This is a genomic window from Mesorhizobium sp. M3A.F.Ca.ET.175.01.1.1, assembly GCF_004791945.1.
Classification (GTDB): Bacteria; Pseudomonadota; Alphaproteobacteria; order Rhizobiales; family Rhizobiaceae; genus Mesorhizobium.
Map to the genome: position 1 here is coordinate 83,672 of NZ_SRTP01000016.1, position 24,069 is coordinate 107,740.

General features: G+C 65.8%; 23 protein-coding genes. 17 read left to right on the top strand and 6 right to left on the bottom strand.

Annotated features, from left to right (window positions below; translation table 11 throughout):
• Positions 1-6: 6 nt before the first annotated feature.
• From EN818_RS26885 to EN818_RS26895, 3 genes are all read left to right on the top strand, one after another.
• Positions 7-2,052, top strand: a complete 2,046-nt coding sequence (locus EN818_RS26885) for an amidase (RefSeq protein WP_095807640.1) — start codon at positions 7-9, stop codon at positions 2,050-2,052.
• Between the two features lie 286 nt (positions 2,053-2,338).
• Positions 2,339-2,782 (top strand): hypothetical protein, encoded by a 444-nt coding sequence (locus EN818_RS26890; RefSeq protein WP_129552817.1) that lies wholly within the window; start codon positions 2,339-2,341, stop codon positions 2,780-2,782.
• A gap of 133 nt (positions 2,783-2,915) precedes the next feature.
• Positions 2,916-3,467, top strand: a complete 552-nt coding sequence (locus tag EN818_RS26895) for an isochorismatase family protein (RefSeq protein ID WP_095807638.1) — start codon at positions 2,916-2,918, stop codon at positions 3,465-3,467.
• Between the two features lie 213 nt (positions 3,468-3,680).
• On the opposite strand, the gene EN818_RS26905 is transcribed toward EN818_RS26895, so the two are convergent.
• A complete protein-coding gene (locus EN818_RS26905) occupies positions 3,681-3,866 on the bottom strand; it encodes a hypothetical protein (protein ID WP_129552816.1) in 186 nt (61 codons plus the stop codon).
• Positions 3,867-4,084: 218 nt separating this feature from the next.
• Here EN818_RS26905 and EN818_RS26910 point away from each other — a divergent pair, with 218 nt between their 5' ends.
• Together EN818_RS26910 and EN818_RS26915 are read left to right on the top strand one after the other, a co-directional pair.
• The gene (locus tag EN818_RS26910) at positions 4,085-5,278 is read left to right on the top strand and encodes an amidohydrolase family protein (RefSeq protein WP_095807636.1); all 1,194 of its coding nucleotides are present in this window, start codon (positions 4,085-4,087) and stop codon (positions 5,276-5,278) included.
• 414 nt (positions 5,279-5,692) lie between these two features.
• A complete protein-coding gene (locus EN818_RS26915) occupies positions 5,693-5,848 on the top strand; it encodes a DUF1127 domain-containing protein (RefSeq protein WP_095807727.1) in 156 nt (51 codons plus the stop codon).
• 822 nt (positions 5,849-6,670) lie between these two features.
• Here the strand turns inward: EN818_RS26915 and EN818_RS26925 are convergent.
• Entirely contained in the window at positions 6,671-6,985 is a 315-nt protein-coding gene (locus EN818_RS26925) for a GYD domain-containing protein (RefSeq protein WP_095807635.1), read from the bottom strand.
• A 448-nt stretch (positions 6,986-7,433) separates the two neighbouring features.
• Between EN818_RS26925 and EN818_RS26930 the strand changes: the two genes are divergently transcribed.
• Both EN818_RS26930 and EN818_RS26940 read left to right on the top strand, forming a co-directional pair.
• Positions 7,434-8,600, top strand: coding sequence for a PLP-dependent aminotransferase family protein (locus EN818_RS26930; RefSeq protein ID WP_176478405.1), 1,167 nt, complete (start codon positions 7,434-7,436; stop codon positions 8,598-8,600).
• Positions 8,601-9,181: 581 nt separating this feature from the next.
• Positions 9,182-9,727: a YbhB/YbcL family Raf kinase inhibitor-like protein gene (locus EN818_RS26940; RefSeq protein WP_165349861.1), complete on the top strand. Its 546-nt coding sequence runs from the start codon at positions 9,182-9,184 to the stop codon at positions 9,725-9,727.
• Positions 9,728-9,979: 252 nt separating this feature from the next.
• On the opposite strand, the gene yghU is transcribed toward EN818_RS26940, so the two are convergent.
• Positions 9,980-10,849 (bottom strand): glutathione-dependent disulfide-bond oxidoreductase, encoded by an 870-nt coding sequence (gene yghU, locus EN818_RS26945; protein WP_095807632.1) that lies wholly within the window; start codon positions 10,847-10,849, stop codon positions 9,980-9,982.
• 385 nt (positions 10,850-11,234) lie between these two features.
• On the opposite strand from yghU, the gene EN818_RS26950 reads away from it, so the two are divergent.
• Together EN818_RS26950 and EN818_RS26955 are read left to right on the top strand one after the other, a co-directional pair.
• Positions 11,235-12,137: a S1C family serine protease gene (locus tag EN818_RS26950; protein WP_095807631.1), complete on the top strand. Its 903-nt coding sequence runs from the start codon at positions 11,235-11,237 to the stop codon at positions 12,135-12,137.
• Positions 12,138-12,150: 13 nt separating this feature from the next.
• Positions 12,151-13,107: a LysR family transcriptional regulator gene (locus tag EN818_RS26955; protein WP_095807630.1), complete on the top strand. Its 957-nt coding sequence runs from the start codon at positions 12,151-12,153 to the stop codon at positions 13,105-13,107.
• Here EN818_RS26955 and EN818_RS26960 read toward each other — a convergent pair.
• On the bottom strand, positions 13,058-13,786 hold the full coding sequence (locus EN818_RS26960) for an SDR family oxidoreductase (protein ID WP_135905952.1): 729 nt from the start codon (positions 13,784-13,786) through the stop codon (positions 13,058-13,060). The two genes, EN818_RS26955 and EN818_RS26960, sit on opposite strands and share 50 nt — an antisense overlap.
• Before the next feature lie 189 nt (positions 13,787-13,975).
• On the opposite strand from EN818_RS26960, the gene EN818_RS26965 reads away from it, so the two are divergent.
• Positions 13,976-14,572: a YdeI/OmpD-associated family protein gene (locus tag EN818_RS26965; protein ID WP_095807725.1), complete on the top strand. Its 597-nt coding sequence runs from the start codon at positions 13,976-13,978 to the stop codon at positions 14,570-14,572.
• Positions 14,573-14,804: 232 nt separating this feature from the next.
• Here the strand turns inward: EN818_RS26965 and EN818_RS26975 are convergent, their stop codons facing one another.
• Positions 14,805-15,470 carry a GntR family transcriptional regulator gene (locus tag EN818_RS26975; RefSeq protein ID WP_095807724.1) on the bottom strand — a complete coding sequence of 222 codons (666 nt, stop codon included), beginning with the start codon at positions 15,468-15,470 and terminating at the stop codon, positions 14,805-14,807.
• 275 nt (positions 15,471-15,745) lie between these two features.
• On the opposite strand from EN818_RS26975, the gene EN818_RS26980 reads away from it, so the two are divergent.
• The 7 genes from EN818_RS26980 to EN818_RS27015 all read left to right on the top strand — a co-directional run bounded on the left by EN818_RS26980 (position 15,746) and on the right by EN818_RS27015 (position 23,562).
• Positions 15,746-17,446 carry a dihydroxy-acid dehydratase gene (locus tag EN818_RS26980; RefSeq protein WP_095807629.1) on the top strand — a complete coding sequence of 567 codons (1,701 nt, stop codon included), beginning with the start codon at positions 15,746-15,748 and terminating at the stop codon, positions 17,444-17,446.
• A gap of 44 nt (positions 17,447-17,490) precedes the next feature.
• On the top strand, positions 17,491-18,414 hold the full coding sequence (locus EN818_RS26985) for a dihydrodipicolinate synthase family protein (protein WP_095807628.1): 924 nt from the start codon (positions 17,491-17,493) through the stop codon (positions 18,412-18,414).
• 250 nt (positions 18,415-18,664) lie between these two features.
• A complete protein-coding gene (locus tag EN818_RS26990; protein ID WP_135905954.1) occupies positions 18,665-19,873 on the top strand; it encodes an ABC transporter substrate-binding protein in 1,209 nt (402 codons plus the stop codon).
• Between the two features lie 44 nt (positions 19,874-19,917).
• A complete protein-coding gene (locus EN818_RS26995; RefSeq protein ID WP_095807723.1) occupies positions 19,918-20,670 on the top strand; it encodes an ABC transporter ATP-binding protein in 753 nt (250 codons plus the stop codon).
• Positions 20,663-21,367 carry an ABC transporter ATP-binding protein gene (locus tag EN818_RS27000; RefSeq protein WP_095807626.1) on the top strand — a complete coding sequence of 235 codons (705 nt, stop codon included), beginning with the start codon at positions 20,663-20,665 and terminating at the stop codon, positions 21,365-21,367. Before EN818_RS26995 ends, EN818_RS27000 begins: the two co-directional genes overlap by 8 nt.
• Positions 21,368-21,698: 331 nt before the next feature.
• A complete protein-coding gene (locus EN818_RS27010) occupies positions 21,699-22,586 on the top strand; it encodes a branched-chain amino acid ABC transporter permease (protein ID WP_095807625.1) in 888 nt (295 codons plus the stop codon).
• A gap of 1 nt (position 22,587) precedes the next feature.
• Positions 22,588-23,562 (top strand): branched-chain amino acid ABC transporter permease, encoded by a 975-nt coding sequence (locus tag EN818_RS27015; protein ID WP_095807624.1) that lies wholly within the window; start codon positions 22,588-22,590, stop codon positions 23,560-23,562.
• A 29-nt stretch (positions 23,563-23,591) separates the two neighbouring features.
• Here the strand turns inward: EN818_RS27015 and EN818_RS27020 are convergent, their stop codons facing one another.
• Complete coding sequence (locus tag EN818_RS27020; protein WP_095807623.1) at positions 23,592-24,059, bottom strand: Lrp/AsnC family transcriptional regulator; 468 nt, start codon at positions 24,057-24,059, stop codon at positions 23,592-23,594.
• Between the last annotated feature and the right edge of the window lie 10 nt (positions 24,060-24,069).

Consider the following 24,069-nt stretch of genomic DNA (forward strand, 5'->3'; position numbering starts at 1 on the left):
TGAGCCATGCCCGACCTCCACATCGTCGAAGCCTCGATCGCCGACCTGCGCCGCGCGCTGGACCAGGGCACCGTCACCAGCGTCGAGCTGGTCGGCGCCTATCTCAGGCGCATTGCCCATTACGACCGCCACGGCATCGCGCTCAACGCCGTGCCCATCCTCAATCCAAAAATGTTCGAGCAGGCCGAAGCCTCCGATCGCCGTCGCCGCCAGGGCAAGACGCTCGGGCCTCTCGACGGCATCCCCTACACCGCCAAGGACAGCTACAAGGCGAAGGGCCTGAGCGTCGCGGCCGGCTCGCCGGCTTTCGGCCATCTCACGGCAAACGAGGACGCCTACACCATCGCCCGGCTGCGCGCGGCGGGCGCCGTGCTGCTCGGCCTCACCAACATGCCGCCCATGGCCAATGGCGGCATGCAGCGCGGTCTTTATGGCCGCGCCGAGAGCCCCTACAACAAGGACTTTCTCACTGCCGCCTTCGCCTCCGGTTCGTCCAACGGCTCGGGCACGGCGACGGCCGCGAGCTTCGCCGCCTTTGGGTTGGGCGAGGAGACCTGGTCGTCGGGCCGCGCGCCGGCCTCCAACAACGCGCTCACCGCCTACACGCCCTCGCGCGGCGTGATCTCGGTGCGCGGCAACTGGCCGCTGGTGCCGACCATGGATGTGGTGGTGCCGCACGCGCGCAGTGTTCCCGACATGCTGGAACTGCTCGACGTGATCGTTGCCGACGATGAACAGAAGCGCGGCGATTTCTGGCGCGTGCAGCCATGGCTGCCGATCCCGAAGGCCTCGGCGCTGAGGCCGGCCTCCTACACCGGATTGTTGCTGCAGGGCGCGCTCGAGGGCAAGCGGCTCGGCGTGCCGAGAATGTATATCGGCAAGGACAGCGGCGCGCCGCGGCCGATCGAGACGCGCGCCTCGGTGCTGGAGCTCTGGCGCCAGGCCGCGCGCGACCTGGAAGCGCTCGGCGCCGAGGTGGTCGAGGTCGATTTGCCCGTCGTCTCCAATTACGAGCGCGATCGGCCCGGCGCGCGCTCCATAGTCGATCGCGGTCTAATGCCGGAAGATTTCGCCGCGCGCGAGATCTGGGATCTTTGCATCTGGTCGTGGGACGATTTCCTGCGCGCCAATGCCGATCCGGCGCTGCCCGATCTCGCCTCCGTCGACGGGCCCAGGATTTTCCCGCAGCCGCCGGGCACGCTGCCCGACCGCTACGGCGAGGACGCTTTCGACCTCGCCGACTATGTCGAGCGGGCGAAGCAAGGTGTGACGCCGCTCGAGGATATCCCGACCATCGGGGAGGGGCTGAAGGGCCTCGAGGCAGCCCGCCGCGTCGATTTCGAGGACTGGCTCGACAGCAACCGCCTCGATGCCGTTGTGCTGCCGGCCGTCGCCGATGTCGGTCCGGCCGATGCCGACGTCAACGAGGCGTCCGCCGACCTTGCCTGGCGCAACGGCACCTGGGTCGCCAACGGCAACCTGGTCTGGCGGCATCTCGGCATCCCGACGGTGACCGTGCCGATGGGCACCATGGCCGACATCGGCATGCCGGTGGGTCTCACCTTTGCCGGCAAGGCCTATGACGACGAGGCGCTGATTTGCCTCGCCGGCGACTACGAGCGCGCCACAAAGCGCCGCACCGCCCCGCCGCGCACCCCGGCATTGGCGGATGATGTGTTTGCGGGCAAGGGCAGGGTCGCGCCCGGCGGTCCTGGCGAAGCGCCGCTCGGGCTTTCGCTGACCGCGGAGACGACCCGCGCCGGCGAGACCGACGAGATCGCGATTGCGCTGCAGATCGAGGCGGGCGGTACGCTTGGCTCGATCTCAGCCGAAACGAAGGCCGCGATTGTGAACGTCCACGTCAACGGCGAACCTGTTCTCATGCAGGCTCGCGGCAACCGCTACACCGGACGGGTGGTTGTTCCCGCCTCGACGCATCAGGGTTTTCACAGCGTCTGGCGCGGCTCCTACGGCTCCATCGTCACGGCGATCGTACGGTTGCCGGACGGACGTACGGCGGGGGCGTATGTGGTGACGGGTGGGATTGAGTGAGGAGCTGAAGCTGCCGATCTCCCCCCTCGTGGGGGAGATGGCCGGCAGGCCAGAGGGGGGCGCTGTCCCTCCGGCATCTCGGTCGACATCGCCACCTCGTTCGACATCGCCAGAGTGCAAAATAAGGACCAAGCCGCGTTCCTTCGCTCCCCTCTCTGCCCTGCCGGGCATCTCCCCCACAACAAGATTGAGCGCCCCGCCACCAGCGTCCTTTCCTCTCAGAGAGGCCGGGCGCAGATCTGAGGGCTTAATCTCAGGCTAACCGCTGACGCGATAGAACGCATGAATGAATTGGTGGATCGGATCCTGCTGGGTATTTGGCACGCTGTGTTTTGCGGCGCTCGACTATCGAGTCCGAAGACTGGCAAGTGAACGACGGCCTTCTGACTGGCCTTGGCGCCTGGCGATGTACTTTGCGGTGGGTGGCGGCCTTTTCGCGTCGATAGGATACGCACCGATCTTCCTTTACCAGTTCGGCAAGGCAACCATTGGTCTATACAGTCATCCACCTGCACCGAAGAAGCTTCTGGCTTTCATGACTACGGCGGTTTGCGTTGTTCTCGCCCTGGAAATTCTCAAGGTGGCCGGCAGAACAATGCGCGAAGCCGGCGGTTCGCCGCTGGGTCACCGCTCAGTGGGTACTGCCTGGCGGATCGCTATTGCCCTCGTGTTGTTCGCCATGGCGGTGGGCCTCCTTGTTGGCAGTGTCTATGTTCTGAGTAACCGCTAGCAGACGCTCATAGCCCGTACCGCCTGAACCAAAACTGTGGCTAGCGCTCCGAAACCGTCGATCTGTCCACGAGGGGGAGATCACGGTCCTCTCCATTCTTGACCTACCAACGACACCCGCTATCTTCGCCGCCATGCCAGACACCATCCCCTCCGCCGTCGCGCCGCTCATCGTCATCGACCTGCAGACCGGCATGTTCGACGGCCGCTTCGATCCGCCGATCCATGATGCGGACACCATCGCCGAGCGCGCCCGCGCGCTGATCGACTGGGCGCGTCGAACCGGCCGCAAGGTGGCGTTCGTGCGTCACGACGGGCCGGCGGGCGATCCGCTGGCGCCGGGCGCTTCCGGCTGGCCGGTATGGCCACAGCTCGGCCAGGCCGCCGACGAGCCGACCTTCGGCAAGACGGTACGCAATGCCTTTTCCAATGCCGAGCTCGGCCAGTGGGTGGCGGGGCAGGGCGCACGCGATGTGGTGCTCATCGGCGCCCAGACCGATTTCTGCGTCGCCGCCACCGTCCAGGGCGCCTTTGCCGAGGGGCTTGCCGTCACCGTGGTCTCCGACGCGCATTCGACGCTGGATACGCAGCAAGAGAAGGCGCCCGACATCATCGCCCGCCACAATGATGCCTTTGCCACGCAGGGCGCGCGGATGACGACGACCGCGGCGCTGGTCGGCGGCTGAGTAGAGAAAGGCCGCGATCCGTCGCGCCCCCCTCTGTCCTGCCGGACATCTCCCCCACGGGTGGGGAGATTGGCAGTTTCTGCGCCTCGCTCCTCTTGCCACGCCGGTAATTTGCGAAAGCCGGCGCGACGTCTAATCTCCCCCCAAGTGGGGGAGATGTCCGGCAGGACAGAGGGGGGCGCTGTCCCGCCGACATTTGTTGTTGAAGTCCCGTCAAAACAAAACGGCGACCGCTGGGGTCGCCGCAACACGATATACATGGTCGACGCGGCCGTTGGGGGCGCATTGTTGGGGATGTGCTTGGGCGTCCGCGTCGACCACGGCGGCCTCGTACCGCGATCGAACCATCGCATATTTTTTGCGCGCGGAAACTTCCGTGAACGCGGAATAGGCCGCCAACGGCGACTCCCCCACTGCCGCGTGGGATTATGGTAAACGAATGCTTACGAAATCGCGGGGCGCGGAAGGCGTTGGCGCTGCGTGCGGGAGCACCCGCTTCGCCGGCATCTCGCCCTCAAGGAGGGGAGATCAGGCGCCGCGAATCGCATTCTGTCGGCCACCGCATTGACCAGGCCTTCCTGAGCGACAAGTAATGCTTTCATTCAACGGATTGCATCTTGCACCAGACCCATTTTCTCAACGCCAGGCTCACCGACGGTTCGCTCGCCGATCTCACCGTCGCCGGCGGCCGCTTCAGCGCCATCGTCCCCGCGGCGCATGCAGCCGCCCCGCCGGCAGGCGCCGTCGATCTCGGCGGCCTGCTGGTGCTGCCGGGCTTCGTCGAGGGCCATGTTCACCTCGACACCTCCTTTTATGGCGACGCCTGGCGTCCGCACATTCCCTGCACGGACGGCTTCGACGTGCGCGAGCGCGTCGCCGTCCAGATGCGCAACCTCAGCCTGGCGGCGCCGATGGAAGAGCGGGCGAAGAACCAGCTCGAGCTCTGCGTCGGCAATGGCAGCCTGGCGATGCGCAGCCATGTCATGGTCGACGCCACGGTCGGGCTGAAGCATGTCGAGACCATTCTTGCCGTGCGCGAAAATTGTCGCGAGCTGATCGACATCCAGCTCGTCGCCTTCCCGCAGAGCGGCATCCTCTCCTCGCCCGGCACGGCCGAGCTTTTGGAGGAGGCGCTGAAACTCGGCTGCGACCTGGTCGGCGGGCTCGACCCGGCGAGTTTCGACCGTGACGTGAAGGGCCATCTCGACGTCGTCTTCGGCCTCGCCGAAAAGCGCGGCGCCGGCGTCGACATCCATCTGCATGACGCCGGCACGCTTGGCCTGTATGAGATCGAGGAAATATGCGCCCGGACCAATGCGCTCGGCATGGCAGGACAAGTCGCCGTCAGCCACGCCTATGCGCTCGGCGACATTTCCGCCGACGCGCTGGCCAAGGCCGGCGAAAGGCTCGCCGCCGCGGGCGTCGCCATCATGACCAACGCGCCGGGCAGTCATTCTTTTCCGCCGGTGGCCGCGTTGCGCAAGGCCGGCGTCACCGTCTTTGCAGGCTCCGACAACATTCGCGATTCGTGGTGGCCCTATGGCGATGGCGACATGCTGAACCGCGCCAACATGATCGGCTACCGCTCCGGCTTCTATGAGGACTGGGAGCTGGAGGCGGCTTACGACGTGGTGAGCCATGCCGGGGCCAAGGCGCTTGGCCTCGAGGCCTATGGCATCGAGGTCGGCACCAAGGCCGACTTCGTTGCGCTGAAGGCGGAGCACATACCGGAAGCCGTCGTGGCGGTGCCGAAACCGCGCACCGTCTACCGCGCCGGCAGGGTAGTGGCGCGGGACGGGACGGTGGCGTGAGATCGGCCGGGAGGCTCCTCCGCTCGGCTTGACAGTGCGGCGGGACCTGCCGCGGGCGGGAGACTTCGTCAATATTCGAAGCCGACGCTCGCTCGCAAAGGCCGGTTCCCGGCGCAGGCCGCGCAGCAGGCTCCTTCGGGTCCGCAAACGGCTTGACCGCTCGCCCCCAGCCCGTGGGTGCATCGACGCTTCAAGGTTCGCGGCTAAACGCCTGATATCGCACGGCCCAGCTTTGTGGGATCGCGCCGCGCCTGTGCTTGCGCCTTTTCCAAACTGGTTTGTGTGCATATGTTTCAGGCTGGCGCGGTTTCGTGAAGCTCTTCACCGTTCGCGCGCAATCGATCGGATACAGACGCACCTCAAAAGCGGCACCCGGTGAACCATCGTTCTGCCGCTTACGATATGGAGGTGTCGATGTTTGAGAGACTTGGCCGAATTCGAGCCGCCTTTGCACGGGCCAGCGAGCGCCGGAGGACAATGCGCTCGCTGAACGATTTGCCGCCGGAGATCCGCAAGGACATCGGCTGGCCGGAATTGCCCCAGGACAACGAGATCCGCTTGCCGTTCTGACGGGTGTGGCCGTGCCGTCTCCTTAATGGCGGCGGGCGAGGGCTGCGCCTCACCGGCCTGCCGGTGTCCTCTGCCCGTATAGTGACGCGGAGAGGGGTGCCCTCATCGGCGGTTTCGCCAACGGTCAGCGTTGCAACAACGGCGCCGGCATTGCGGTCGGCCCCTTCTTCGCGTCACTATACGGGGAGAAGTGCCCGGCATGGCGATGAGGGGCAGCGCCGGCCCTGGCAATCGATCATCTCGAACAATGGTTGGAAGCTGAAGCACCCATAGGCTGGGGCAATGCGCCAGCCTGGCAATATCCGCTCGGTGGAGAAGCCGCGCACGTGTCAGCGGCCCGACAGCCTGTTGGGGTGGGATCAGGGGGGCCGCCGGGCCTAACCGGCAAGGTGGGTAGCCGGCTATGTCGAACTAATATTAGCGAATCTTTATTTAAAAGCCCGCTTTTCCGCTTTTCCCCCGCTAATGTCTGTCCGTCGGCGCGCTTTGCCGGCCGGCGTGTCGGCTCGGTCACACGAGGCAGGATTCCATGATTCGCCGCCGGGTCCGTGCGCGGCCGTCAAGCTGCGCGGAGCATGCGCCCCTATTGGCCGCAGCGTCGCCGCCGTCCAGCCTCGAGCGGCGAGCCCGCCGCCCAACAGCGAATTGCCGAAAGTCGATCGCACGCCGGCCGCCGCAAACCATCAGCTTTTCGCCGATCTTGGCATGGCCGGCCGGGTTTCATCAGCGGTAAGTGCGACCGGTGAAGACTCCTCCGTCTCTTGTTTAAGGGGCTGGCAGGCGGCACCGGCAATCGCCGTGCCGCCTGGCCGGCAAGGCTGATCAGCCGGCGGGCTTGTAAGCGCCGGCAGCCTTGTTGGCGACCGCCAGCACTGCCTTCATGTCTAGCTCTTCGAGGACGACGAGGTCCCTGATCGAACCGCTAGCCCGCACTGCAAGCGCCATGCCCATCCCTGCAACCTGATTCGGCACTTCGCCATTGACGACCACGTCATAGAGGCCGCGTGTAAATGTCACGCTGGTCAACCTGCCGCCGACGCTCTCAAAAAGCGCCTGGATTGCAACCTCGCGGTTCGATCCCTGCATCAGCCCTTTGGCGGCGTGGGGTTCATAGTTTGCCAATATGGTAACCTTCATGGCTTCTCCTCCAAATACCCATGTCTCGCGCTGCCCGATCTGTGGGGCAGCACGGACTTTCCTGTCTCTGACATTTGACCTGGTCTGTGGACCGCCTGGGCAATCATGGCCAACGGGCGGTTCGGCCGCAGCAATGCTTCGGCTGGCGACAATATGCGCCTATTCTAATATGACGACAATCCCGCCATGGCCCTGAAGGCGGTTCAACGCTGCCGGCCTTGATGACTGTGTTGCGCGTTCGAGTGACAGGATTCATGAGCATTCGCGAAATCCGTGCGCCAATGTCGCTGAATGGTTCGCCATGCCGCTTTTGTGCATTCACGGGAGAGACATGGTCTGATAATAGGTCAACCAAGCTGACCTAAATGCGAAGCAAAAATACCAAACGAAGCACTGCGGGAGGTGCGCCTTGACCCTGTTGAACCTTCTGGCTTCGCGCGCCTCGCGCATGAAAGCCTCGGAAATCCGCGAGTTGTTGAAGCTGCTCGACCAGCCCGACATCATCTCCTTTGCCGGCGGCATCCCGGATCCGTCGCTGTTCCCGGCGCAGGCCATCGGCGATGCCTATCAGGCGGTGCTCGGCGGCGCCGAGGCGGCCACGGCCTTGCAGTACCAGGTCAGCGAGGGTTTCCTGCCGCTGCGCAAATGGCTGGCGGGCCAGATGGGCAAGCTCGGCGTTCCGTGCGACGAGAGCAACATCTTCATCACCTCCGGTTCGCAGCAGGCGCTCGACTATCTCGGCAAGCTGTTCCTGTCGCCCGGCGACACGGCTTTGGTCACCTGGCCGACCTATCTCGGCGCGCTGCAGGCCTTCAACGCCTATGAGCCGCGCTACGACCGGCTGAACGCCGCTGGCGGCAACATGACGCCGGAAGCCTATCGCGCCGCCGCGGCCTCCAATGGCGGGCGGGTCAAGTTCGCCTATCTGGTGCCGGACTTCGCCAACCCGACCGGCGAGACGCTTGATCGGGCGCAGCGCGAGGCGGTGCTCGATCTCGCCGACGAGCTCGATACCGCCGTCATCGAGGACGCTCCGTACCGGGCGCTGCGTTATGACGGCGAGGGCGAGCAGCCGATCCTGGCGCTCGACTGCGCGCGCTCCGGCGGCATCGAGAAAGCGCGCACGCTCTTTTGCGGCTCCTTTTCGAAAGTCCTGTCGCCCGGCATGCGCGTCGGCTGGGTCTGCGCGCCGCGCCATGTCGTGGAAAAGCTGGTGCTGATGAAGCAGGCGTCCGACCTGCACAGCCCGTCGATCAACCAGATCGTCATGCACCGTGTCGCCGAGACCATCTTCGACGATCAGGTCGAAAAACTGATCGATGCCTACCGCCGGCGCCGCGACGCGCTGCTTGGCGCGCTCGAAGCCGAGATGCCGCAAGGCATTTCCTGGAGCCGGCCGGACGGCGGCATGTTCGTCTGGCTGACGTTGCCCGAAGGCGCCGACGCCACCGAATTGCTGGCGCGTTCGGTCAAGGAGGCGCGCGTCGCCTTCGTGCCGGGCAACGCTTTCTTCGCCGACGGCACCGGCCGCAACACGCTGCGCATGTCGTTCACCCTGGCCGACGACCGCGCCGTGAGCGAGGGCGTGCCGAGGCTGGCGAGGGTGTTGAAGTAAGGGACGGCAGGTGTCGCGGGGCGCACCCCCCCTCTGCCCTGCCGGGCATCTCCCCCTCAAGGGGAGAGATTGGCAGTTTGGCCTGCGGCACATCTTTGCGACGCTGGTGATTGGCGAAAGCCGGTGCGACGTCTGATCTCCCCCCTTGAGGGGGAGATGGCCGGCAGGCCAGAGGGAGGTGCCTCGCGCCGCCCCATCACCTCATTCTCGCACAAGCGTGATTGGTAGTGCGCAGGCGTGATTTTCGCCTGATCCGGTCTTCGGCTAGTTTCACCCTCGATCCAACACCCCCTGGATCACTGGCTGTGGGGTCCCACCTCAACGGCCTCAACGAAAGAGCCCCGACGGCCTCCACCGGCGGGGCTTTTTTGTTTCCGACGGGCCGGCGACCCGTCACGCAAAGTTGCTCGGCGCGGCGCCGGCTTTCAGCTAAACTCGGCAGTTCAGCCGATGCTTGTCGCTCGGAAATGTGCAGCGGTTCCGAGACAACGACATGCATCAGAACCAGGATCTGAAGCGCGGCACTGAATCGGTTTTAGCGCGACGCGCTTCAGGGAGCAGCTCAGCCAGGGAGGATGGCCATGATCCCGCGCCTCAGCCTCATCGCGCTTGCCGCTATTGCTTTCGCCGGCCAGGCATCCGCTTTCGAAATCTCGAGCCCGTCGGTCTCCGACGGCAAGTGGGATGCGAAATATCTCGGCGACAAGCCTGGATGCGGCGGCAACAGCGTCTCGATCGCGCTCGCCTGGAAGCGTCCGCCGGCCGGCACCAAAAGCTACGTGCTCACCATGTTCGATCGCGATGCCAATGGCGGCAAGGGCTTCTGGCACTGGCTGGCATGGAACATTCCGGCAAGCGCCAAGGGCCTGGCCGAGGGCGCCGGCTCGAAACGCGGCAAGGGCTTGCCCAAGGGCACGGTGCTCGGCAAGGGCGACATCGGCCGCGCCAGCTATTTCGGCCCATGCCCGCCGCCCGGCAGCGGCGCGCACCATTATGTCTTCACCCTTTATGCGCTGGGCGAAGCGAAGCTGCGCACGCCGGACAATCCCTCGCCGGAGATGGTATCGGTGGCAGCCAAAAGCCAGGCGCTGGGAGAGGCGAGTGTGACGTATACGTTTGGGAGATAGCGCGGCGCTGGTGACGTCCGATCTCCCCCCTTGCGGGGGAGATGCCCGGCAGGGCAGAGGGGGGTTGTGAAGGAACGCGGCGTTGACCTGATCGCGATTTCGAGCGCTCGCGTTGAGGTGCGGCCGGAATTGGCTGAGAGGCTGGCGGGACAGCACCCCCCTCTATCCTGCCGGACATCTCCCCCGCAAGGGGGGAGATTGCCCCGTCATCCCCGCCTTCGCCAACTACACGGGAAGGCGAAGCAGCCCCTTTCACTCCGCCGCCTGCAGTTTGTCCTGCGTGTTCGTCTCGAAGTCGCTGGCGTCGTGGCGCTCGTGCAGCTGGTAGGCCGGGTCGCCGGAAATACGGTTGACCATGCGGCCGCGCTTCACCGCCGGCCTGGCGTCGATCGCGTCGGCCCAGCGCTGCACGTGGCTGTACTCATGCACCGACAGGAACTGGTGGGCGTCGTTGTAGCTGCGGCCCTTGGCGAGCCCGCCATACCAGGGCCAGACCGCCATGTCGGCGATCGTGTAGTCGGGCCCGGCCAGATATTCGCTTTCCGCGAGCCGCCGGTCGAGCACGTCCATCTGCCGCTTGGTCTCCATGGCGAAGCGGTCGATGGCATATTCGATCTTTTCCGGCGCATAAGCATAGAAATGCCCGAAGCCGCCGCCCAGATAGGGGGCCGAGCCCATCTGCCAGAACAGCCAGGAGAAAGTTTCGGCGCGGGCGGCTGGATCCGTCGGCAGGAACTCGCCGAACTTTTCCGCCAGATAGGTCAGGATCGAGCCGGATTCGAACACACGGATCGGCTTGTCGCCGCTGCGGTCCATCAGCGCCGGGATCTTGGAGTTGGGATTGACCTCGACGAAGCCTGAGCCGAACTGCTCGCCGTCGTTGATGCGGATCAGCCAGGCGTCATATTCGGCGCCCTTGTGGCCGCGCGCCAAAAGCTCCTCCAGCATGATCGTCACTTTCTGGCCGTTGGGCGTGGCCAGCGAATAAAGCTGCAGCGGATGCTTGCCGACCGGCAGCTCCTTCACATGCGTCGGCCCGGCGACCGGCCGATTGATCGCGGCGAATGTGCCGCCACTCGGCTTGTTCCAGGTCCAGACTTTCGGCGGGGTGTACTGATTCATCGTGGGAGGCCTTTGTCTCTTGCGGGGTCGGATTGATCGGACGAGGCGCGCATGCCCTCTACTTAGGAGCGGCGGCGCACGCTTCAAATAGAAAAGTTCAAGTTTTTTTGAACTAACGTTTGTGCCAGGGCTTTTTCCCGTCTCCCCTTGTGGGAAAGGGGTCGCCGAAGGCGACGGTTGAGGGGTGTTCCAGGAAACGCCGGCGTCTCACTCCGCTGGAGCACCCCCGGCCGTCTCGGCGCTGCGCGCCGACCCACCGCCCGGGGGCGAGCCGCGGGTCTCACCCCGTCCTTCGGACCCCAAGGGGAGAAGGAAAAGCTTGCCCTTGCGCCCGTCTGCTTCCGCCATACCTATAGGCAAAAGCCCCGCAATCCAGGATCGTCCGATGACCGTCGAAAAAGTCTCCCGCTCCGTCGTCGCCGTGCGCGCCACGGTTCCGGACGACGCCTTCACCGCCAATGCGCTGGGCACGCGCCGCGAAGGCAGCGGCGTGGTGATCCGCGACAATGGCCTGGTGCTTACCATCGGCTATCTCATCACCGAGGCCGAGGAGGTCTGGCTGACCGACCAGGACGGCCGCGTGGTTCCCGCGCATGCGCTGGCCTACGACCAGGAGACCGGCTTTGGCCTGGTGCAGGCGCTGTCGCCGCTCAACCTGCCTGCGGTTGCCTTCGGCGACGCCAGGAAGGCCAATATCGGCGACGCCGTGACGCTTGCCGACGGCATCGGCCAGCAGGTCGATGCGCATATCGTCACCAAGCAGGAATTTGCCGGCTATTGGGAATATCTGATCGACGAGGCGATCTTCACCGCGCCGGCGCACCCGTCCTGGGGCGGGGCCGCACTTTTCGACAAGCACGGCAAGCTGCTCGGGGTCGGCTCGCTGCGCCTGCAGATGAGCCGCGCCGGCGAGGTCGCCGACATCAACATGGTGGTGCCGATCAACCTGCTGACGCCGATCCTCGAGGATCTGGTGAAACGCGGCCAGGTGGCGAAGCCGCCGCGCCCGTGGCTCGGCGCCTTCTCGGCCGAGTCGAACGGCATGGTGGTGGTGATGAGCGTCGCCGAGGGCGGCCCGGCGGCGCAGGCCGGCCTGCGCCAGGGCGACATTATTTCCGACGTGCGCGACGGCGAGGTCGACGGGCTCGCCGACTTCTACCGCAAGCTCTGGCAGAACCCGGCCGGGGCGGAGATCCCGCTGCGCGTGGTGCGCGACGGCCGCGAGACCTGGCTGCGGATAAAATCCGCCGACCGCAACTCTTTCCTCAAGAAGCCGCAGCTGCAGTGACGCCGCTCGCCCGATGCACCCAAGGCTGCTGAAGACATTTCTGACGGTCGCGCGGACGCGCAACGTGACGCGCGCCGCCGCCGAGGTCAATCTCGCGCAGTCGAGCGTCAGCGACCAGATCCAGGCGCTGGAGGTCGAACTCGGCGCCAGCCTTTTCTCACGCTCGCGCCAGGGGCTGGAACTGACCCCGGCGGGCGAGGCGCTGAAACCTTACGCCGAGGAGCTGCTGGCGCTCGCTGACGAGGCCCGCGCCGCGATCGACGCCTCCACCGGACAGACCGCCGGCATATTGTCGGTCGGCGCGCTGGAGTCGATTGCTGCCGCAAGGCTCGCCGGCTGGCTTGGCGATTTCCGCGCCGCCTATCCCGAGATCGACATCAAGCTGAAGATCGCCGGCAGCGGCGAATTGCTGCGCAGGCTGGGGCAGGGCGAGATCGACGTAGCCTTCTGCTTTCAGCGGTCCCCCAAGCTTGATGTCGATGCCGGCGAGCCGGACCGGCGCTTCACCAGACGCATTGTCGCGGCCGAGCCGCTGGTGCTGATCGCGCCGCCAGGCGAGAACCGGACGGATGTCGATCTGGCCGAGCTTGCCGAAAAGCGCTTCGTCGCCACCGAAGCCGGATGCGTCTATCGCGCCATGCTCGACAGCGCTTTCGTCGAAGCGGGGCTCGGCAAGCCGAGGCTCGCCGCCGAGGTCGGCAGCATCGACGCGATCGCTGGCCTGGTGGCCGCTGGCGCGGGCCTCGGCATCGTGCCGCGGCTCGCGGTTGCCGATGCGCTTGGTCGCGGCGTGGTGACGGAGGTGGCGTGGCCTGGTCCGGTCCGTTCGGCCGACCTCGTCATGGTCTGGCGTCGACGGCGGGTCCAGCCGCCGGCGCTGAAGGCGCTGCTGGGCGTCGTGAGCGAGAATTTCACGACCGTCAAACCAGCCGGTGCCCGCCCTCCACATGCAGTGTCTCTCCCGTCGTAAAGCCGTTGCCCATCAGGAAGCTGATTGCATCGGCAATGTCTTCTGGCCGTCCGACCCGTCCCGCCGGCAGCCGTTCCGCCATGGCGGCCAATGTCTGCGCTTTCCTGTCGCCGGCGACGAGCTCCCAGATCGGCGTGTCCACCCAGCCGGGCGAGACGGCGTTGACGCGGATCGGCGCCAGTTCGACGGCCAAGGCCCGGACCAGCCCTTCGAGCGCGGCGTTGACGGCCGCGGCCACCGAGCCGCGCGCCGCCGGCCGATAAGCGGCAATGCCGGAGACGAAGGTCAACGAGCCTTTGGCCGACAGTTTTGGCGCGCCATGCTTTGCCAACAGCAGCGGCCCGTAGAACTTGCTCTCCACGACGCGCTGCGCGGCCTCCAGCTCGATCTCGGGCAGCAGCCGGTAGGCGCCTTCGATCGCGGCGGCGGTGCTGACGATATGGTCGAGTTCGCCGGTGCGCTGAAACAGCGCCGCGACCTCGGCCTCGCGGCTGATGTCGACCGCCGCCGTCTCCAGCGCGGCCGGCCGTCCGAGCTCGCCCCGTGCCACATCGAGCTTCGCTTCACCACGCCCGGCGATGATGACCGTCGCGCCTTTGTCGAGGCAGCATCTGGCCAGTGCCAGCCCCATGCCGGAACCGCCGCCGACGATCAGTATTCTTTGCTTGTCCATGTCCATGCCTTTCCTTTGCATGGACGACGATGTGGCAGGCCAGAGCTCGGGATGGAAACGGAAGCAATCGATAGTGGTATCGGCAACTCCGATGATGCCCGCTCGCCTCCTGACGAAAACTGCCATCAACGGTCGCCACAACAGCGGCGGAATCGTCCAGATTGTCTGTGGTCGAGACAACTGGACGAGGTGATGATGCCCGCAATCAAGGTCGATCCGGACAAGGTCCATGAATTCCCCGACGCGGAAAGCTTCTACGCCTGGCTGGCCGACAACCACGCCAGCGAAAGCGAGGTCTGGATCAAGATCCACAAAGTCGGGTCCGGGTTGCCCTCGATCACGCCGAAACAGGCGATCGACGTGGTGCTCTGCTTCGGCTGGATCGATGCGGTCCGCAAGTCGCTCGACGACAAGAGCTTCCTGCAGCGCTACACGCCGCGCGGCAAAAAGAGCATCTGGAGCAGGATCAACGTCGACAATGTCGCACGCTTGATCGAGGAGGGCCGCATGACCGAGCATGGCCTCAAGCAGGTCGAGGCCGCCAAGGCCGACGGCCGCTGGGACCGCGCCTACGATTCAGGCAAGGAAATGACCATTCCGCCGGACCTGCAGGCGGCGATCGACGCCGAGCCCAAGGCGAGGGAAATGCTGGCCAAGCTTTCCGCCCAGAACCGCTTCGCGCTCGCCTTCCGCACCCACAACATGAAGACCGAAGCCGGGCGCAAGAAGAAGATCGAGACGTTCGTGGCGATGCTGAAGCGCGGCGAGACGATTTATCCGCAGAAGAGGTGAGCAGGGATCATCCAATCGGTGGCGCTTGAGCACCCTTCTGCCCTGCCGGGCATCTCCCCCCGCAAGGAGGGAGATCAGATCTCGCCTCGGCTTTCGCCAATTTTCAACGCCGCAGAATTGGGCAAGAGGCCGAGGCTGCCAATCTCCCCCCTTGCGGAGGAGATGTCCGACAGGACAGAAGGGGATGTGACGGAACTCGGCCTCGCATGGCGGCCAAGCCAGTTCCACCGCCTCAAACCTCCTCGCTCTTCCCGATCTCCTGCAGGTAGAACGCCTTGCTCGGCTGCAAATGGTCGATGCAGAGCTGCGCCAGCACCCAGTTGTCGCGGCGCTTCAGCGCCTCGATCATGAAGCAGTGGTGCTGGCGCGACACTTCGAGCTTTTCGCGGTCGGCCAGCGAGTTCGCCCGCACCGGCAGGCTGAGCCGCATATATTGCTCGATCGACGACACAAGATAGGCGTTGCCGCAGGCCGAGAACATGGTGAGGTGGAAGCGGTCGTTGGCCTCGTGGATGCCGCGCAGGTAGTTGGCGTCGACATGGGCGCTGTAGATGCTGTGGATCTCCATCAATTCGTCGATCAGTGCCGCGCTGGCCGGCAGCGGGATCATCAGCGCCGCCTGCCGCTGCAACAGCTCGCGCACCTCGTAGATCTGCCTGACCTCCTCGGACGAGAGCCGTCTCACCATCGCGCCCTTGTTGCGCTCGCGCGTGACGATGCCGAGCTTCTCCAACTGGTAGAGCGCCTGGCGGATGCTGTGTCGCGAGACCGGGAAGCGGGCAAGCAGCCCATCCTCGACCAGCCGTGCGCCCGGCGCCAGCCGGCCGAAGATGATGTCTTCCTCAAGCGCTCTGACGACGTCGGCTTCCTTGCCGCCATAGTCCGTCCTGGTGAGCATCTTGATGTCCTCGCGCCGGCTTCCCCGACCCACTCTAGCCGCAGAGCCGGATTCCTCGCAACAGAAGCGATCTGTCACGATCATCGATAATATAAATGCCGGACTGTCTCGATATGCCCGGAAAAACCGGGTGTGGCCAAAGGGCTTGGATCAGAATTATTGACAGTTTGAGTGAGTCACTTAAGCTGGCCGTCGGGGAGGGCAGATGTCACTCCGCCGCCCATGCAAGCGCAGCCCAAAGGTGCCGATTGGCTTATCGCGGCCTCAAAAAGCGAGTGACCAGCTATGGCGACGCGGCCTTCTCGCTGTTTTTGCGCACCGCCTTCATCAAGGCCGCCGGCTATTCGGACGACGCGCTGGGGCGGCCGATCGTCGGCATCGTCAATACGGCCAGCGACTACAACCCCTGCCACGGCAATGCGCCGCAGCTGATCGAGGCGGTCAAGCGCGGCGTCATGCTGTCGGGCGCGCTGCCGATGGTCTTTCCGACCATCTCCATCCATGAGGCCTTCGCTCATCCCACCTCGATGGTGCTGCGCAACCTGATGGCGATGGACACCGAGGAGATGGTGCGCGCGCAGCCGATGGACGCCGTGGTCGTTGTCGGCGGCTGCGACAAGACCTTGCCGGCGCAGATCATGGGCGCCATCAGCGCCGGCCTGCCGACGGTGGTGGTTCCGGTCGGGCCGATGGTGGTCGGCCACCACAAGGGCGAGACGCTGGGGGCCTGCACCGACTGCCGCCGGCTGTGGTCGGACCATCGTGCCGGCGCCATCGGCGATGCCGAGATCGAGCTGGCCAGCGGCCGGCTGGCGCCTTCGGTCGGCACCTGCATGGTCATGGGCACCGCCAGCACCATGGCCATCATCGCCGAGACGATGGGCCTCACCGTGCCTTTCGCCGCTTCCATTCCCGCGCCGCTGGCCGAGCGGGTGCGATCGGCCGAGGCTTCCGGCCGCGTGGCCGCGCAAATCGCCGTCTCCGGCGCGCCCGTTCCCGGCGCGCTGGTCACGCCGGCGGCGCTGCGCAACGCCATGGTTGTCATGCAGGCGATCGGCGCCTCCACCAACGGCATCATCCATCTCGCCGCGATCGCCGGCCGGGCCGGCCATTCGGTCGATCTCGCCGAGTTCGACAGGATCGGCCGCGAGGTTCCGGTGCTGGTCGACCTGAAACCTTCGGGCGAGCATTACATGGAGCATTTCCATGAAGCGGGCGGCGTGCCGCGCCTGCTCGCCGAACTCGCCGGCTTTCTCGATCTCGGCGTGCCGGTGATCGACGGCGGCACGCTGGCGGAGCGGGTGATGAAGCGCGAGGCCATGCACGAGCAGCACGTCATCCGGCCGCTCGGCCGGCCGCTCAAACCGCAGGGCGGCATCGCCGTGCTCTCCGGCAATCTCTGCCCGCGCGGCGCCGTCATCAAGCATTCGGCGGCCTCGCCTGCGCTGATGCGGCACACCGGCCGCGCCGTCGTGTTCGAGTCGGTCGCCGACCTTGCCGAGCGCATCGACGATCCGGCGCTCGACGTCGCGGCCGGCGACGTGCTGGTGCTGCGCAATGCCGGCCCGAAGGGCGCGCCAGGCATGCCGGAGGCCGGCTACATCCCGATCCCGAAGAAGCTTGCGGCGCACGGTGTCAAGGATATGGTCAGGCTGTCGGACGCGCGCATGAGCGGCACCGCCTTCGGCACCGTGGTGCTGCATGTCTCGCCCGAAGCCGCAGCCGGCGGGCCGCTCGCCCTGGTCCGCAACGGCGACAGGATCTGTCTCGACGTGCCGGCACGGCGCATCGACATGCTGGTCGACGAGGCGGAGTTGGCGTCGCGGGCCGCCGCCCAGCGGCCCGCCTTGAAGCGCCCGGCGCGCGGCTATGCGCGGCTCTATCACGACCACGTGCTGCAGGCCGACCAGGGCTGCGACTTCGATTTCCTGGCCGCGCCCCCAGCCGGCGCGGGCCATGGCCAGGGGGACGAATGAACGCGACCGGCCCGGTTTCGCAACCACGCGACGGAAAGTCATAGATGGACAGACTGCAAGGCGTCATCGCCGCCACCCCGACCCCGCTCAACGCCGATCTCACGATCGACACCGGCCGTCTGATCGCCCATTGCCGCTGGCTGCTCGGCGAGGGCGGCTGCGACGGCATCAACCTGCTCGGCACCACCGGCGAGGCGACATCGTTTTCGGTCGAGCAGCGCGTTGCCGCGATGCGGGCGGTGGCCGCTTCCGGCCTGCCGCTGGAGCGGGTGATGGTCGGCGCCGGGGCCTCGGCGATGGCCGATGCCGCGGCGCTGACGAGGGCTGTGCGCGACCTCGGCTTTGCCGGGGCGCTGCTCCTGCCGCCTTTCTATTACAAGGGCATCGATGCCGAGAGCCTGGCCGACTATGTCGGCGAGGTCATCGGCATGGCCGGCGCCTCTGGCGTGAAAATCTACCTCTACCACATCCCGCAGAACACCGGCGTTTCCTTCAGCTCCGAGACGATCGCCAGGCTGCGCCAGCGCTATGCCGAGGTCGTCATCGGCCTGAAGGACTCCTCGGGCGACATCGCCTTCTCGCGCGCGCTGGCCGCTCAATTCCCGGGCTTCGATGTCTTCCCGAGCTCCGAAGGGAGCCTGAGCGAGTGGAGGAGCGCGCGATTCGCCGGCTGCATCTCGGCCACCACCAACGTCACCGGCGCGCTGTCGCAGATCGCCTGGTCGGATCCCGAAGGCGATAATGGCCGCGAGGCGGCGGCCGCGGCGATGGCCATCCGCGGCGCGCTCGCCGGCTTCCCGCTGATGGCCAGCGTCAAGGCAGCACTTGCCGAAATGACCGGCGAGGCCGGCTGGGAGCGGCTGATGCCGCCGTTGCGCCGCCTGTCGCCCTCGGAGCGTGCGGACCTGTTCGAGCGGCTGGGCAAGACCGGTTTCGCCTCCATCAAGGTATCGGGCGCGGCCGGCTGAATTCACCTTCACGCAGACGTGAGCAACAGGGCGAGGGCGCAGACCCGGCATGCTACGAAAATAGCATTCTCGCAGCCGCGGGCCCGGTGCTAGGGTCGCCACGCCTGCCACTCGGCAGGCAGCGGCATGATCCCGCGGGATGGAGGTGGCGAGCGGGAGCGGGTCCGTATTCTCACGAAAATTGGGGGATAGTTGAACCATTGCGAGGCAGCCGCGTTTGACGTGGTTGACCACAAGGGAGGAACCATCAGTGAAAGCATCCTATCTCGTCTCAGCCGCGCTCATTGCGGCAACCGCGATGCCGGCGGCGGCTGGCGAAATTTCCGACGGCAAGGTCAAGATCGGCATCCTCAACGACCAGTCGGGCGTCTATGCCGATTTCGGCGGCAAATGGTCGGTCGAGGCCGCCAAGATGGCGGTCGAGGATTTCGGCGGCAAGGTGCAGGGCGCGCCGATCGAGGTCGTCAGCGCCGACCACCAGAACAAGCCGGACATCGCCTCCAACATCGCGCGCCAGTGGTACGACACCGAACAGGTCGACGCGATCATGGAGCTTACGACGTCTTCCGTGGCGCTCGCCGTCCAGGGGCTTTCCAAGGAAAAGAAGAAGATCGACATCGTCACCGGCGCCGCTTCCACCGACCTCACCGGCAAGCAGTGCTCGCCCTATGGCTTTCACTGGGCCTATGACACCCATTCGCAGGCCGTCGGCACCGGCGGCGCCCTGGTGCAGCAGGGCGGCGACAGCTGGTATTTCATCACCGTCGACTACGCCTTCGGCTATTCGCTGAAGGAGCAGACCGCCAAGCTGGTCGAAGCCAGCGGCGGCAAGGTGCTGGGCGAGGTGCGCTACCCGCTGGGCTCGACCGACTACTCCTCCTTCCTGCTGCAGGCGCAGTCCTCCGGCGCCAAGATCATCGGCCTTGCCAATGCCGGCCTCGACACTTCCAACTCGATCAAGCAGGCGGCCGAATTCGGCATCGTCGCCGGCGGCCAGCGCTTTGCAGCACTGCTCTTCACGCTCGCCGAGGTGCATGGCCTCGGCCTCCAGGCGGCGCAGGGCGTGGTGCTGACCGAAGGCTATTACTGGGACCGCGATGACGTGAGCCGCGATTTCGCGCAGCGTTTCTTCAAGCGCACCAACCGCATGCCCAACATGATCCAGGCCGGCACCTATTCGGCGGTGACACAGTATTTGAAGGCCATCGACAAGGCCGGCACCGACGAGACCGAGGCGGTCGCCAAGCAGCTGCATGAGATGCCGGTCAACGACGTGTTCACCGTCAACGGCAAGGTGCAGGCCGACGGCTCGATGGTGCACGACATGTATCTCTACCAGGTCAAGAAGCCGGAAGAGAGCAAGAAGGACTGGGACTACTACAATTATCTGGCGACCATTCCCGGCGACAAGGCCTTCCTGAAGGCCGAGGAAAGCGGCTGTCCGCTCGTCAGCAAGTGACGCTCGACACCACGACCGCCATCCGACGGGACGGCACAAAACAGATGCCGCGGGTGGTGCTTTCCGCCCGCGGCCTCAGGCGCGACTTCGCCGGCTTCGTCGCGGTCAAGGATGTCGATCTCGACGTCCATCACGGCAAGATCCATGCGCTGATCGGCCCCAACGGCGCCGGCAAGACCACCATCTTCAACCTGTTGACCAAATTCCTGCAGCCGACCAGCGGCAGGATCGAGCTGCTCGGCACCGACATCACCCGCACGCCGCCGGCCAGGGTGGCGCGCATGGGGCTGGTGCGCTCGTTCCAGATCTCGGCGATCTTTCCGCATCTCACCGCGCTCGACAATGTGCGCGTGGCGCTGCAGCGGCCGGGCGGGCTGGGCTACCAGTTCTGGCGCTCGCTCGCATCCCTGGACCGGCTGACGCCGAGGGCGCGCGAGCTGCTCGCGATCGTCGGCCTCGACGATGCCGCGCACCGGCTGGCCGGCGACCTCTCCTATGGCCGCAAGCGCGTGCTGGAGATCGCCACCACGCTGGCGCTCGACCCCAAGGTGCTTCTGCTCGACGAGCCGATGGCCGGCATGGGGCATGAGGATGTCGGCATGATCTCCGGCATCATCCGCTCGCTGGCCCGCGACCGCGCGGTGCTGATGGTCGAGCATAACCTCGCCGTCGTCGCCGACCTCTGCGACTGGATCACCGTCATGCAGCGCGGCCAGGTGCTGGCCGCCGGCGACTATGCGACCGTCAGCCGGGACGAGCGCGTGCGGGTCGCCTATATGGGGACCGAGCATGAGTGAACCGCTGCTTGCCGTGCGCGATCTGCACGCCTGGTACGGCGAGGGCCATGCGCTGCACGGCGTCAATCTCGATGTCTTTCGCGGCGAGACGGTGACGCTGCTCGGCCGCAACGGCGTCGGCAAGACGACGACGCTGCGCGCCATCATGGGCCTGATCCGCAAGCGAACCGGCAGCGTCACCTTCGACGGCAGGGACCTGATCCAGCTGCCGCTGCATCGCGTCGCCCATCAGGGCATCGGCTTCGTGCCGGAGGAACGCGGCATCTTCGCCACGCTGACCGTCGACGAGAACCTCATCCTGCCGCCGGTGGTGGCCAGGGGCGGCATGAGCGTGGAGGAAATCTTCGAGCTCTTCCCCAACCTGAAGGAGCGTCGCAACAGCCAGGGCACGAAGCTTTCCGGCGGCGAGCAGCAGATGCTGGCGATCGCCCGCATCCTGCGCACCGGCGTCGAGATGCTGCTGCTCGACGAGCCGACGGAAGGGCTGGCTCCGGTCATCGTCCAGCGCATCGGTGAGTTGCTGGCGACCTTGAAGCAGCGCGGCATGACCATCCTCCTGGTCGAGCAGAACTTCCGCTTCGCCGCCCGCATCGCCGACCGCTTCTATTTGATGGACCACGGCAAGGTGGTGGAGGGTTTTGCCGTCGGCGCGCTTTCCGCCCATACCGAGAAGCTGCACGAGGTACTGGGCGTATGATGGCAGCAACGCAAGGAACACCTGCAGGAGAGGGGGAGCCTTCGGGACGCCTCCGATCGCGTGCGGATTGCATCTTGGCCCTTGCCTTCCGGGCGTCGGCGCCGCCCCACATCGCCCTGCCGGGCACTTCTCCCCGTATAGAGACGGGGAAAAGGGGCTGGCCGCAACCTCATCGCCCTTCTTGCAACGTTGGTGATTGGCGAAACCGTCGGCGACAGCGTCCCTCTCCCCGTCACTATACGGGAAGAGGATGCCGGCAGGCAGGTGAGGGGCAGCGCCGGCGAGGACAGTTGGACTTGCCGATATCCGCAGTTCTCGCGGAGATCACGCCATGACCATGATCTTCGGCATCCCCATCCAGGCCCTGCTCGGCCAACTCCTTGTCGGTCTGATCAACGGCTCTTTCTACGCCATGCTCAGCCTCGGGCTGGCCGTCATCTTCGGGCTGTTGCGCATCATCAACTTTGCCCATGGCGCGCTCTATATGCTCGGCGCCTTCATCGGCTATCTGCTGCTGGTGCATCTGGGCATCGGCTACTGGCCGGCGCTGGTCGTCGTGCCTTTGGCCGTCGGCCTGTTCGGCATCGTGGTGGAACGTCTCGCGCTGTCGCGCCTCTACCGCCTCGACCCGCTCTACGGGCTGCTCTTCACCTTCGGCCTGGCGCTCGTGATCGAAGGCGTGTTCCGCTTCTACTACGGCGTCTCCGGCAACCCTTACGCGGTGCCGACGCTGCTCGCCGGCGGCACCAATCTCGGCTTCATGTTCCTGCCCAATTATCGCGGCTGGGTGGTGGTGGCCTCGCTCATCGTCTGCATCGGCACCTGGCTCTTGATCGAGAAGACCAGGCTCGGCTCGTATTTGCGCGCCGCGACCGAGAACCCCGAACTGGTGCAAGCCTTCGGCGTCAACGTGCCGCTGCTGTTGATGCTCACCTATGGGCTGGGCGCCGCCCTTGCCGGCCTCGCCGGCATCCTCGCCGCGCCCGTCTACCAGGTCAGCCCGCTGATGGGCTCGGACCTGATCATCGTCGTCTTCGCCGTCGTCGTGGTCGGCGGCATGGGCTCGATCCTCGGCGCCATCGTCACCGGCTACATGCTCGGCCTCGCCGAGGGCCTGACCAAGGTTTTCTATCCCGAGGCCTCGAACCTCGTCGTCTTCGTCATCATGGCGATCGTGCTGCTGCTTCGGCCCGCCGGCCTGTTCGGAAGGGATGCCTGAGATGAGCGAGGCGACCCTTCACCAAGAGCGCGCCGCTGCCTCCATCAGAATGGAGCGGGCGCTGGTTGCGCTCGGCATCCTGGCGCTCGTCGCAGCCCCCTTCCTCATCTACCCGATCTTCGTGATGAAGATGCTGTGCTTTGCGCTGTTCGCCTGCGCCTTCAACCTGCTCCTGGGCTATACCGGTCTGCTCTCCTTCGGCCACGCCGCCTTCTTCGGCGGCGCCGCCTATTTCTGCGCCTATGCGGTGAAGGCCTGGGGTTGGCCGCCGGAGGCCGGGATCCTGCTCGGCACCGCAGGTGCGGCTGGCATGGGCCTCGTCATGGGCTTCCTCGCCATCCGCCGGCAGGGCATCTACTTCGCCATGATCACGCTTGCGCTGGCGCAGATGTTCTATTTCTTCTGCGTCCAGGCGCCCTTCACCGAAGGCGAGGACGGCATCCAGGGGGTGCCGCGCGGCCATCTGTTCGGCGTCGTCGATCTCAACGTGCCAATGAACATGTATTTCTTCGTGCTCGCCGTTTTCCTGATCGGCGTCTTCGCCATCTGGCGCATCGTCAACTCGCCCTTCGGCATGATCCTGCGCTCGATAAGGGAGAACGAGAATCGCGCCATCTCGCTCGGCTATTCGGTCGGCCGCTACAAGCTCGCCGCCTTCGTCATGTCGGCCGCCCTTGCCGGCCTCGCCGGCGCGACCAAGGCGATCGTCTTCCAGTTCGCCACGCTCACCGACGTCACCTGGCAGATGTCGGGCGAGGTGATCCTGATGACCCTGCTCGGCGGCATCGGCACCATGGTCGGCCCGGTGGTCGGCGCCGGCCTCGTCGTCGGGCTCGAAAACACGCTGGCCACCTCCGGCTTCCCGGTGACGATCGCCACCGGCGTGATCTTCATGGTCTGCGTGCTGATCTTCCGGCGCGGGATCGTCGGGGAGGTCTATGCGAGATGGCTGGCGCGGGGCCGCGGTGACAGCTGATCTCCCCCCACGAGAGGGGAGATAGCCACTCACCCCACTGGCACTTCCATCCCGACCTTCACCCGGTCCATCGCCACGAAAGTCCGGAACCGCTTGACGTTGTTGTTCTCGAAGAACAGCCGTCGGGTCAGCGCCTCGTAGTCGGCCATGCTCGCCACGGTGACGACGAGGATAAAGTCGGCCTCGCCGGTCACGTAGTAGCATTGCTGCACCTCGGGCACGGCTGCGAAGCCGCGCTTGGCGGCGTCGATCAGTTCGGCGCGCTCGCTCTCCACCTCGACCTCGACGAAGATGGTGATCGGATGGCCGACCCTGGCCGGATCGACGAGCGCGACATTGGCGCGGATGACGCCTGTCTCCTCCATGCGCCTGATGCGCCGCTGCACGGCCGGCGCCGACAGGTTGACCGCCTCGCCGATGATCCGCTGCGGTGTGGTGTTGTCCTTCTGCAGGATGGACAGGATCGCCCGGTCGAGGGCGTCGAGGTTTGCGGTCATAGCGACGTCC

Coding starts and splice junctions, on each gene's coding strand:
- yghU (WP_095807632.1), bottom strand. CDS start 10,849: ATGAATCAGTACACCCCGCCGAAAGTCTGGACCTGGAACAAGCCGAGT.
- EN818_RS26995 (WP_095807723.1), top strand. CDS start 19,918: ATGCCGCGGGTGGTGCTTTCCGCCCGCGGCCTCAGGCGCGACTTCGCC.
- EN818_RS26930 (WP_176478405.1), top strand. CDS start 7,434: ATGAAAGCCTCGGAAATCCGCGAGTTGTTGAAGCTGCTCGACCAGCCC.
- EN818_RS26950 (WP_095807631.1), top strand. CDS start 11,235: ATGACCGTCGAAAAAGTCTCCCGCTCCGTCGTCGCCGTGCGCGCCACG.
- EN818_RS27010 (WP_095807625.1), top strand. CDS start 21,699: ATGACCATGATCTTCGGCATCCCCATCCAGGCCCTGCTCGGCCAACTC.
- EN818_RS26915 (WP_095807727.1), top strand. CDS start 5,693: ATGTTTGAGAGACTTGGCCGAATTCGAGCCGCCTTTGCACGGGCCAGC.
- EN818_RS26965 (WP_095807725.1), top strand. CDS start 13,976: ATGCCCGCAATCAAGGTCGATCCGGACAAGGTCCATGAATTCCCCGAC.
- EN818_RS26890 (WP_129552817.1), top strand. CDS start 2,339: ATGAATTGGTGGATCGGATCCTGCTGGGTATTTGGCACGCTGTGTTTT.
- EN818_RS26955 (WP_095807630.1), top strand. CDS start 12,151: ATGCACCCAAGGCTGCTGAAGACATTTCTGACGGTCGCGCGGACGCGC.
- EN818_RS26885 (WP_095807640.1), top strand. CDS start 7: ATGCCCGACCTCCACATCGTCGAAGCCTCGATCGCCGACCTGCGCCGC.
- EN818_RS27020 (WP_095807623.1), bottom strand. CDS start 24,059: ATGACCGCAAACCTCGACGCCCTCGACCGGGCGATCCTGTCCATCCTG.
- EN818_RS26975 (WP_095807724.1), bottom strand. CDS start 15,470: ATGCTCACCAGGACGGACTATGGCGGCAAGGAAGCCGACGTCGTCAGA.
- EN818_RS27000 (WP_095807626.1), top strand. CDS start 20,663: ATGAGTGAACCGCTGCTTGCCGTGCGCGATCTGCACGCCTGGTACGGC.
- EN818_RS26925 (WP_095807635.1), bottom strand. CDS start 6,985: ATGAAGGTTACCATATTGGCAAACTATGAACCCCACGCCGCCAAAGGG.
- EN818_RS26940 (WP_165349861.1), top strand. CDS start 9,182: ATGATCCCGCGCCTCAGCCTCATCGCGCTTGCCGCTATTGCTTTCGCC.
- EN818_RS26895 (WP_095807638.1), top strand. CDS start 2,916: ATGCCAGACACCATCCCCTCCGCCGTCGCGCCGCTCATCGTCATCGAC.
- EN818_RS26985 (WP_095807628.1), top strand. CDS start 17,491: ATGGACAGACTGCAAGGCGTCATCGCCGCCACCCCGACCCCGCTCAAC.
- EN818_RS27015 (WP_095807624.1), top strand. CDS start 22,588: ATGAGCGAGGCGACCCTTCACCAAGAGCGCGCCGCTGCCTCCATCAGA.
- EN818_RS26960 (WP_135905952.1), bottom strand. CDS start 13,786: ATGGACATGGACAAGCAAAGAATACTGATCGTCGGCGGCGGTTCCGGC.